General features: G+C 67.5%; 12 protein-coding genes. All 12 read right to left on the reverse strand.

All coding sequences use genetic code 11. The annotated features are described in order from the left end of the window. Window positions 1–31 precede the first annotated feature (31 nt). The 12 genes from OG2516_RS08395 to OG2516_RS08450 all read right to left on the reverse strand — a co-directional run bounded on the left by OG2516_RS08395 (window position 32) and on the right by OG2516_RS08450 (window position 9,758). Window positions 32–328: a 50S ribosomal protein L23 gene (locus OG2516_RS08395; protein WP_007255219.1), complete on the reverse strand. Its 297-nt coding sequence runs from the start codon at window positions 326–328 to the stop codon at window positions 32–34. After that, window positions 325–945: a 50S ribosomal protein L4 gene (gene rplD / locus OG2516_RS08400; protein WP_007255220.1), complete on the reverse strand. Its 621-nt coding sequence runs from the start codon at window positions 943–945 to the stop codon at window positions 325–327. Before rplD ends, OG2516_RS08395 begins: the two co-directional genes overlap by 4 nt. Beyond that, complete coding sequence (gene rplC, locus OG2516_RS08405; RefSeq protein WP_007255221.1) at window positions 935–1,813, reverse strand: 50S ribosomal protein L3; 879 nt, start codon at window positions 1,811–1,813, stop codon at window positions 935–937. Before rplC ends, rplD begins: the two co-directional genes overlap by 11 nt. Window positions 1,814–1,827: 14 nt before the next feature. Continuing rightward, a complete protein-coding gene (gene rpsJ / locus OG2516_RS08410) occupies window positions 1,828–2,136 on the reverse strand; it encodes a 30S ribosomal protein S10 (RefSeq protein WP_040615709.1) in 309 nt (102 codons plus the stop codon). A gap of 162 nt (window positions 2,137–2,298) precedes the next feature. Beyond that, window positions 2,299–3,474, reverse strand: a complete 1,176-nt coding sequence (gene tuf / locus OG2516_RS08415) for an elongation factor Tu (protein WP_007255224.1) — start codon at window positions 3,472–3,474, stop codon at window positions 2,299–2,301. A gap of 85 nt (window positions 3,475–3,559) precedes the next feature. After that, a complete protein-coding gene (fusA, locus tag OG2516_RS08420) occupies window positions 3,560–5,701 on the reverse strand; it encodes an elongation factor G (protein ID WP_007255225.1) in 2,142 nt (713 codons plus the stop codon). Between the two features lie 30 nt (window positions 5,702–5,731). After that, the gene (gene rpsG, locus OG2516_RS08425; protein ID WP_007255226.1) at window positions 5,732–6,202 is read right to left on the reverse strand and encodes a 30S ribosomal protein S7; all 471 of its coding nucleotides are present in this window, start codon (window positions 6,200–6,202) and stop codon (window positions 5,732–5,734) included. A gap of 12 nt (window positions 6,203–6,214) precedes the next feature. Then, window positions 6,215–6,586: a 30S ribosomal protein S12 gene (rpsL, locus tag OG2516_RS08430; protein ID WP_005980675.1), complete on the reverse strand. Its 372-nt coding sequence runs from the start codon at window positions 6,584–6,586 to the stop codon at window positions 6,215–6,217. A 227-nt stretch (window positions 6,587–6,813) separates the two neighbouring features. Further along, window positions 6,814–7,674 carry a glycosyltransferase gene (locus OG2516_RS08435; protein WP_007255227.1) on the reverse strand — a complete coding sequence of 287 codons (861 nt, stop codon included), beginning with the start codon at window positions 7,672–7,674 and terminating at the stop codon, window positions 6,814–6,816. After that, window positions 7,671–8,498 (reverse strand): glycosyltransferase, encoded by an 828-nt coding sequence (locus tag OG2516_RS08440; protein ID WP_007255228.1) that lies wholly within the window; start codon window positions 8,496–8,498, stop codon window positions 7,671–7,673. Before OG2516_RS08440 ends, OG2516_RS08435 begins: the two co-directional genes overlap by 4 nt. 58 nt (window positions 8,499–8,556) lie before the next feature. Then, window positions 8,557–9,450: a DMT family transporter gene (locus OG2516_RS08445; RefSeq protein WP_007255229.1), complete on the reverse strand. Its 894-nt coding sequence runs from the start codon at window positions 9,448–9,450 to the stop codon at window positions 8,557–8,559. A gap of 41 nt (window positions 9,451–9,491) precedes the next feature. Then, window positions 9,492–9,758 carry an acylphosphatase gene (locus OG2516_RS08450; RefSeq protein WP_007255230.1) on the reverse strand — a complete coding sequence of 89 codons (267 nt, stop codon included), beginning with the start codon at window positions 9,756–9,758 and terminating at the stop codon, window positions 9,492–9,494. Window positions 9,759–9,863: the final 105 nt, after the last annotated feature.

A 9,863-nucleotide genomic window follows, 5' to 3' on the forward strand; every position in this document is an offset into this window, starting at 1 on the left:
GAATCCCGGGGCCGAGCGATGGGCTCTCCTATTAGAGGCCCGTCGTCACGTCAATGGTGTTGCCCTCTTCGAGAGTGACATACGCCTTCTTGACGTCCTTGCGGCGACCGAGCTGGCCGCGGAAGCGCTTCTGCTTGCCCTTGGTGATGGTGGTGTTGACCGCCTTCACCTTGACGCCGAAGAGCTCCTCGACCGCTTGCTTGATCTGCGGCTTCGAGCTGTCGATGGCGACCTCGAAGACCACGCCGCCGCTCTCGGAAGTCATCGTCGACTTCTCGGTGATCAGCGGCTTGACGATCACGTCGTAATGTTCCGGCTTGGCGGTCATTTCAGGCGAGCCTCCAGAGCTTCGACACCGGCCTTGGTCAGCACGAGCGTGTCCGACTTCAGGATGTCGTAGACGTTGGCGCCCATGGAGGGCAGCACGTCCAGGTTGGCGAGGTTGCGCGCGGCCTTGGCGAAATCCTCGTTGACCGCGGCGCCGTCGATGACGAGCGCGCGCTTCCAGCCGAGATTCTTCACCTGCTTGGCGAGCTGAGACGTCTTCGCCTCGGCGATCTCGATCGTGTCGATCACCACCAGTTCGCCCGCCTTCTGCTTGGCCGAGAGCGCGTGGCGCAGGCCGAGCTTGCGGAACTTCTTGGTCAGCTCGTGACCGTGGCTGCGCGGGGTCGGGCCCTTGTAGACGCCACCCTTGCGGAAGATCGGCGCGTTGCGGTCACCGTGGCGTGCGCCGCCGGTGCCCTTCTGGCGATAGATCTTCTTGGTCGAGTAGGACGTCTCGCGACGGGTCTTGACCTTGTGCGTGCCCTGCTGGGCGTTGTTGCGCTGCCAGCGCACGACGCGGTGCAGGATGTCGGTGCGCGGCTCGAGCCCGAAGAGCTCCTCGTCGAGCTCGACCGAGCCGGCCTTGCCGCCGTCCAGCTTGATGACGTCAGCTTTCATCGTCGCCTCCTTTGGACGCGTCCTCACCGTCGGCGCCCGTCTCCTTCTCGGCCTCGATCTGGGCCTCGGCTTCCTTCAGCGCGGCCTCCTCGGCAGCGGCCTGCTCGGCGGCGGCGGCTTCCTCGGCGGCCTTCGCCTCGGCCTCGGCCTGGGCGGCGGCTTCCTCGGCGAGGCGCTTGGCCTCGTCGGCGGCCGACTTCAGCGCGGCGGGGTAGACCAGGTTCTCGGGCGTCGGCTTCTTCACCGCGTCCTTGACCGTGACCCAGCCGCCCTTGGAGCCGGGAACCGCGCCCTTGACCATGATCAGGCCACGGTCGGCGTCGGTGCGCACGACCTGCAGGTTCTGCGTGGTCACCCGCACGGCCCCCATGTGGCCGGCCATCTTCTTGCCCTTGAAGACCTTGCCCGGGTCCTGACACTGGCCGGTGGAGCCGTGGCTCCGGTGGCTGATCGAGACGCCGTGCGTGGCGCGCAGGCCGCCGAAATTGTGCCGCTTCATGGCACCGGCGAAGCCCTTGCCGATCGACGTGCCGGACACGTCGACGTACTGGCCTTCGAAGTAGTGGTCGGCGGTGATCTCCTCACCGACCTCGATCAGGTTCTCGGCGGCGACGCGGAATTCCGCGATCTTCCGCTTCGGCTCGACGTTGGCCTTGGCGAAGTGGCCGCGCATGGGCGCGGAGGTCCGCTTGGCCTTGGCGATGCCGGCGCCGAGCTGAACGGCGCTGTAGCCGTCGGTCTCGACCGTCCGCTTGGCGACGACCTGCAGCTTGTCGAGCTGCAGCACGGTCACGGGGATCTGTTTGCCGTCTTCCTGGAAGATGCGGGTCATCCCGACCTTCTTGGCGATGATTCCAGAGCGCAACATTCGAATGGCCCTCCTTACACCTTGATCTCGACGTCGACGCCGGCGGCGAGGTCGAGCTTCATCAGCGCGTCCACGGTCTGGGGCGTCGGGTCCACGATGTCGAGCAGCCGCTTGTGGGTGCGGATCTCGAACTGGTCGCGGGACTTCTTGTCGATGTGGGGGCCACGGAGAACCGTGAACTTCTCGATCTTGTTGGGCAGCGGAATCGGGCCACGGACCGAAGCGCCGGTGCGCTTGGCGGTCTGGACGATCTCCGCGGTGCTGGCATCCAGCACGCGGTAGTCGAAGGCCTTCAGCCGGATGCGGATGTTCTGGCTCTGGATTGCCATTGTATCTCAGCCTTTCGCGGCGTCATTCCCAAAGAGGTGGACCGGCGGTATTGCCCGCCCACGTAAGGGGTCTTGTGTGGAACGCAGGGTGCGCAATGAATGCGCACCCTACGCGGCAGCTCGGTGCGGACGGCGCGGACGCCGTCCGGCGATGGCTCACTCGATGATCTTCGACACGACGCCGGAGCCGACGGTGCGGCCGCCTTCGCGGATGGCGAAGCGGAGCTTCTCTTCCATCGCGATCGGCGCGATCAGCTCGACCTTGAACGACACGTTGTCGCCCGGCATCACCATCTCGGTGCCCTCGGCCAGCGTCACCGTCCCGGTCACGTCCGTCGTGCGGAAGTAGAATTGCGGGCGGTAGTTGGCGAAGAACGGCGTGTGGCGGCCACCCTCGTCCTTGGTGAGGATGTAGGCCTCGGCCTCGAACTTCGTGTGCGGCTTCACCGAGCCGGGCTTGCAGAGCACCTGGCCCCGCTCGACGCCGTCACGGTCGATGCCGCGCAGCAGCGCACCGATGTTGTCGCCCGCCTCGCCGCGATCCAGCAGCTTGCGGAACATCTCGACGCCCGTGCAGGTCGTCTTCCTGGTGTCGCGGATGCCGACGATCTCGAGCTCGTCGCCCACGTTGACCACGCCACGCTCGACGCGGCCGGTGACCACGGTGCCGCGGCCGGAGATCGAGAACACGTCCTCGATCGGCATCAGGAACGGCTGGTCGACGGCGCGCTCGGGCTGCGGGATGTACTCGTCCACGGCGGCCATCAGCTCGCGGATCTTGTTCTCGCCGATCTCCTCGTCGCGGCCTTCCATGGCGGCGAGCGCCGAGCCGGCCACGATCGGCAGGTCGTCGCCCGGGAACTCGTACTCGGACAGCAGTTCGCGGACTTCCATCTCGACCAGCTCGAGCAGCTCGGGATCGTCGACCTGGTCGACCTTGTTGAGGAACACCACCATCGCCGGGATGCCGACCTGGCGGCCGAGCAGGATGTGCTCGCGCGTCTGCGGCATCGGGCCGTCGGCGGCGTTCACCACCAGGATCGCGCCGTCCATCTGGGCGGCGCCGGTGATCATGTTCTTGACGTAGTCGGCGTGGCCGGGGCAGTCGACGTGGGCGTAGTGACGGTTGTCGGTCTCGTACTCCACGTGCGCCGTCGAGATCGTGATCCCGCGGGCCTTCTCCTCGGGCGCGCCGTCGATCTGGTCGTACGCCTGGAAGTCACCGAAGTACTTGGTGATCGCCGCCGTCAGCGTCGTCTTGCCGTGGTCGACGTGGCCGATCGTGCCGATGTTGCAGTGCGGCTTGGACCGCTCGAACTTTTCCTTGCCCATGGCAGGCTCCTTCTTTGTCGGGTTGGCGGGGGTGCCCCCGCCCTACGGTTGGTGGGTAGGGCGGGGTTCACCCCCCGCCGCCCCGTTAGGCGTACTTGGACTGGATCTCTTCCGAGATGTTCTGCGGCACGGCCTCGTAGTGGTCGAACAGCATGGTGAAGTTGGCCCGGCCCGACGACATCGACCGCAGGGTGTTGATGTAGCCGAACATGTTGGCCAGCGGCACGAACGCGTTGATGACGTTGGCGTTGCCGCGGGTGTCCTGGCCCTGGACCATGCCACGGCGCGAGGTGAGGTCGCCGATGATGCCGCCGGTGTACTCTTCCGGGGTCACCACCTCGACCTTCATGATCGGCTCGAGCAGCTTGGCGCCGGCCTTGCGCAGACCTTCGCGCATCGCCATCCGCGCGGCGATCTCGAACGCCAGGACCGAGGAGTCCACGTCGTGGAACTTGCCGTCGATGAGGGCGACCTTGAAGTCGATCACCGGGAAGCCCGCGAGCGGACCGGAATCCATGACCGACTTGATGCCCTTCTCGACGCCGGGGATGTACTCCTTCGGCACCGCGCCGCCGACGATGCGGGACTCGAAGGAATAGCCTTCGCCCGGCTCGGTCGGGGAGATGATGAGCTTGACCTCGGCGAACTGGCCCGAACCACCCGACTGCTTCTTGTGGGTGTAGGTGTGCTCGATCTCGCGGCCGATCGTCTCGCGGTAGGCCACCTGCGGCGCACCGATGTTGGCCTCGACCTTGAACTCGCGCTTGAGGCGGTCGACGAGGATGTCGAGGTGAAGTTCGCCCATGCCCTTCATGATCGTCTGGCCCGACTCGAGGTCGGTCTCGACGCGGAAGGACGGGTCTTCGGCGGCGAGCCGCTGCAGGCCCTGGGACATCTTCTCCTGGTCGGCCTTCGTCTTGGGCTCGACGGCGATCTCGATGACCGGGTCGGGGAAGGTCATGGTCTCGAGGACGACCGGCTTCTGCGCGTCGCACAGGGTGTCGCCGGTGGTGGTGTCCTTGAGGCCCGCCAGCGCGATGATGTCGCCGGAGCCGGCCCAATCGATCTCCTCGCGGGAGTTCGAGTGCATCATCATCATGCGGCCGACGCGCTCTTTCTTGCCCTTCGTGGAGTTCAGGACGGAGCCGCCCTTTTCCAGCAGGCCCGAGTAGATGCGGGTGAAGGTCAGCGAGCCGACGAACGGGTCGTTCATGATCTTGAAGGCGAGGCCGGCGAAGGGCTCGTCGTCACCGGGCTTGCGCTCGATGTTGCGGGTCTCGCTCTCGTCGTCCGGCGCGAAGCCCATGTAGGGCGGCACGTCGAGCGGGCCGGGCAGGTAGTCGATGACCGCGTTGAGCAGGGGCTGGACGCCCTTGTTCTTGAACGCGGAGCCGGCGAGGACCGGCACGAAGGTCATCGACAGGGTGCCCTTGCGGATCAGGCTGCGCAGGGTCGGCAGGTCGGGCTCGTTGCCCTCGAGGTACGCTTCCATCGCGTCGTCGTCCATCTCGACGGCGAGCTCGATGAGGTTGTTGCGGTACTCTTCGGCCTGCGCCTTCATGTCGTCGCGGATGTCCTGGATGACCCAGCTCGCGCCGAGGTCCTCGCCCCTCCAGACCCACTCCTTCATGGTGACGAGATCGATGATGCCCTCGAGCTGATCCTCGGCCCCGATGGGCAGCTGGATCGGCGCGGGGGTGGCACCGGTGCGGTCCTTGATCATCTTCACGCAGTTGAAAAAGTCGGCGCCGATCTTGTCCATCTTATTGACGAACACGATCCGCGGAACCTTGTAGCGGTCGGCCTGGCGCCAGACGGTCTCGGTCTGGGGCTCGACACCGGCGTTGGCGTCGAGCACGGCGACGGCGCCATCGAGAACGGCGAGCGAGCGCTCGACCTCGATGGTGAAGTCGACGTGGCCGGGGGTGTCGATGATGTTGAAGCGGAACGAGGCCTCTTTCGGCGTGTCGCCGTAGATGCCGGTCGGGTTCTCGCCGTCTTCGGTACGGAACCAGAAGGTCGTGGTCGCGGCGGACGTGATGGTGATCCCGCGCTCCTGCTCCTGCTCCATCCAGTCCATCGTGGCGGCGCCGTCATGGACTTCGCCGAGCTTGTGGGACTTGCCGGTGTAGAACAGGATGCGCTCGGTGCAGGTGGTCTTGCCTGCATCGATGTGCGCCATGATCCCGAAGTTCCGGTACCGGTCGAGGGTGTATTCGCGGGCCATTGGAAAAAGTCCTTCGAGCCTAGGCTTGGGTTACCAGCGGTAGTGGCTGAACGCGCGGTTGGCGTCGGCCATCTTGTGGGTGTCTTCACGCTTCTTCACGGCGGTGCCGCGGCCGTTGACCGCATCCAGCAGCTCGCCGGCGAGGCGCTCTTCCATCGTGTTCTCGTTGCGCGCCTTGGCGGCGGCGATGAGCCAGCGGATCGCCAGCGCCTCGCGGCGCTCGGGGCGGACCTCGACGGGGACCTGGTAGGTCGCGCCGCCGACCCGGCGGGAGCGGACCTCGAGGCTCGGCTTGATGTTGTCGAGCGCCTCGTGGAAAACTTCCACCGGCGCTTTCTTCAGGCGGTTCTCGACCCGGTCGAACGCGTTGTAGACGATGCGTTCGGCGACGGACTTCTTGCCGTCGACCATGAGATTGTTCATGAACTTGGTCAGGACCCGATCGCCGAACTTGGCATCGGGGAGAACTTCGCGCTTTTCGGCGGCGTGACGACGGGACATCTGTTCTTCCTCTTACTTCGGACGCTTCGCGCCGTACTTCGAGCGGCGCTGCTTGCGGTCCTTGACGCCTTGGGTGTCGAGGACGCCGCGCAGGATGTGGTAGCGAACGCCGGGAAGGTCTTTCACCCGGCCGCCGCGGATCAGGACGACGGAGTGTTCCTGAAGGTTGTGGCTCTCACCGGGGATGTAGCTGATGACCTCGTAACCGTTGGTCAGGCGCACCTTGGCCACCTTACGCATGGCCGAGTTCGGCTTCTTGGGCGTGGTCGTGTAGACCCGGGTGCAGACGCCGCGCTTCTGCGGGCACTGTTCCAGGTGCATGGACTTGGAGCGTTTGACTTTCGGCTGCCGCGGCTTGCGGATCAGCTGCTGGATCGTTGGCATTGGGCGTTCTTCCCCGATTTCCTACACATGTGTCGCGGACCCGAGAGACCGCCGTTTCTTCATCAAGCGCCATGCGCGTCCGCAAAGCGCAAACACCCGCATCCGATCCCCGCTTGGATCGGCGCGGTGGGCATTCAGAGGATCGGGGCCGGAACCCGGATCATGACCACTTCAACTCTGATTTTCAGGCCTGACGGGACAATGGCCCCAGCCCGAGTGGGCGCTCTTTAGGGGGAATCAATGGGGTTGTCAACGCTTGCTCTCCAAGCGGACAGAGCGGCCTCCAGCCCCGGCAGATCGATGCCGAAGGTGCCGCTGGCGTAGGCATCCAGATCGGCCTTCCCGGCTTTCCAGCCGCCGAACCTGTCCCAGCGGCCGTGGAGGTTGGAGGCGTTGTCCTCGTGGGCGCCGCGCAGGAACATCAGCGGGTGCGGCAGGCTCAGCTGCGGCATATTGCGCCAGAGCTTCGTGTGCAACGCGTCGAGCAGGCTCGCGTCGTCGTCGGGGGCGCGGTAGGTGACGAGCGCGGGCGTCCAGTGCTGGGCGAGGACGGGGCGCAGGTCGAGGCCCTCCTCCGTGGCGCGCAGCAGCAGGCCGCGGCAGAAGTCGACCGTCACCCGCGGGCGCATCTCGAACAGGTGGCGGACGTGACGGAACACCCGCCGCACCCGCTCGACGAAGATTTCCGCCACCGCGTCGTCGTCGTCGAGGCGGAACTCGGCGACGGCGCGGGCGCCGGCATCGCGGTGGGCGCGCATGGCGAGGCGGCAGGCGACGCGGTGCTTCTCGCCCTCCTCCATGAACACCGGCACCGCCTGCGGCAGGCGCTCGAGCAGCGCCAGGAGCCGGTCGCGGTGCTTCTCGGGGAGCTGGTCGCCGGCGAGGACGACGACGCGGAAATCCTTGTCCTTCTGGCGCATCAGCGAGGGCAGCGCGACGTGCTCGAACCACAGGAAGCGCAGCGCCATCCGCTCGGGCGCGTAGAGGCGGGCGCGGACCTCGTCGAGCGAGGTGGCGGCGTCCTCGAAGCCGCCGGGGGCCGAGGGGTAGGAGAAGCGGCAGAGGCCGAGGACTTGGATGTCGCTCACGCCCCTGCCCCCTCGAGCCGGCGCAGCGCGGCGCGGAAGGCCGGCAGGTCGATGCGGAACCGGTTGGCCAGCGTGCGCTGCACGGCCTGCGGCGGGGTCGGCAGGGTGATGGTCTGCTTGAGGTTGATGGTGGAGTCGTTCGTACCGTGGCTGCCGCGGACGAACATGAACGGCTCGTGCCGCGCCAGGCTCGACATCCGCCACCAGACCCGGTGGTGCGGGAAGTCCATCACCGCCTGCTCGTCGTCGGGGCGCAGGCACAGCGCCAGCGCGACGCCCCAGTAGCGCGCCACCAGCGGGAACAGCTCGACGCCGTCGCCCTCGGCCTGCAGCACGAGGCCGCGCTGGTGATCGAGCGCGACGCGGCCGTTCGCCTCGGCGAGCGGGCGCATCGGCTCGAAGTCGCGCCGGACGTGCTCGACGTAGTCGATGGCGACGGCGTCGTCGTCGTCCATCTTGAACTCGGCGACCCAGTCCGCCGCCGGATCGCGGGCCTCCCGCATGATCTCGCGGCACACCTTGCGGTGGTTGTCGGGCGCGCGGAACACCGGGCGGATCTGGGGCACCGGGGCGACGAGATCGAGCAGGCGGGTGCGGTAGGGCTCCGGGAAGTCGTCGCCGAGCAGCAGCAGCAGGGTGAAGTCGGGATCGGTCTGGGCGGCGAGGCCGGGGAGCAGGATGTGTTCGAACCAGGTCAGCCGCCGCTCGAGCCGGGCGGGGGCGTAGAGCCCGGCGCGGCGCTTGGCGAGGTCGCCGGGCTGGCTCTGGAAGGAGCGGTCGTCGGCGGGATAGGAGAAGCGGCAGAGACCGAGAAGCTGAACCATGTAACCCGCCTGTTGCGCCCCGCCGCCGACCCTAGTCGCGCCGCGCCGGGGCGGCAAGCTAGCGCGGCGGCACGCGCGGACGCGGCACGGCGAGCTGGCGCTCGCGCCAGAAGGCGAACAGGCCGGAGCCGACGACGATGGCGCTGCCGGTCCAGGTCAGCGCGTCGGGCCAGTCGCCGAAGACGACGAGGCCGAGCACGATCGCCACCAGCAGCCCGGTGTAGCGGAACGGCGCGACGAGGGCGATGTCGCCGACGCGCATCGCCATGATGACGGTCAGGTAGGCGATCAGCACCAGCACCGACGACAGCGCAATGATGCCGTACTCGCCCGGCGTCGGCGTCGCCCACTCCTCGCCCAGCCCGACCAGCGCCGCCAGCACCGTGACGGTGCTGGCCGAGGCGAGGGTGACGGTCAGCGAGGGCACCTCGCGCGACAGGCGGCGGGTGGCGAGATCGCGGACGGTGGCGCAGAAGACGGTGGCGACGCCGAACAGGGAATAGACGCTGAAGACGTCGGAGCCGGGGCGCACGATCAGCAGCACCCCGACGAAGCCGGCGAGGATCGCGCTGACCCGCTTCCAGCCGACGCTCTCGCCGAACACCAGCGCCGCGCCGAGCGTCACCGCCAGCGGCAGGGCCTGCAGGATCGCCGTCATGTCGGCGAGGGGCATGTTGAAGAGCGCGGTGAGGAAGAACCACGCGGCGGCCGCCTCGGCGACGCCGCGCAGCAGCACGAGGCCGAGGTCGCGCCGGGCCAGCCGGACCCGCAGCGCGCCGCTCCAGAGCGCGGCGACGGCGAGCAGCGCGGTGGTGAGCAGGCCGCGCAGGAAGACGGCCTGCATCGGGGTGATCTGGCCGGAGATCAGCTTGAGGCACGCGTCGTTGAGCGTGAAGGCGGTCATCGCCGCCATCATCAGCAGCGCGCCGCGGGTATTGTCGGACAAAACCATGCACCGGCCGTATCAGGCCGGCGCGCGGTTCGCCAGATGGCTCAGCGGACCTCGAACTTCTCGAGCCCCACGGTGCCGGCGCAGACCGCGATCACCTCGACCACGCTCGCCGCCGAGGGCCCCTGCCCCAGCGCCGATTTCATCTCGTCGAGCCGGTCTTTGGGGCCTTCGAAATGGGCCAGCACACTGCCGTCCCGGCTGTTGCGCACCCAGCCCACGAGTCCGCGGCGCTCGGCCTCCTCCTTTGTCCAGTGGCGGAAGCTGACGCCCTGCACCCGCCCCGTCACACGTACGTCGATCGCCTTCATGTCGCACCTCCCGAGGATCAACGTCAGGAACGGTGTCGTGGGTTCCGCCGCGGGCGTTGCCATATGTTAATTCAGGCGTCGGGGGGAGGGGCCGTGGGGGGCCGG

This window comes from Oceanicola granulosus HTCC2516 (assembly GCF_000153305.1).
GTDB classification, from domain to species: Bacteria; Pseudomonadota; Alphaproteobacteria; order Rhodobacterales; family Rhodobacteraceae; genus Oceanicola; species Oceanicola granulosus.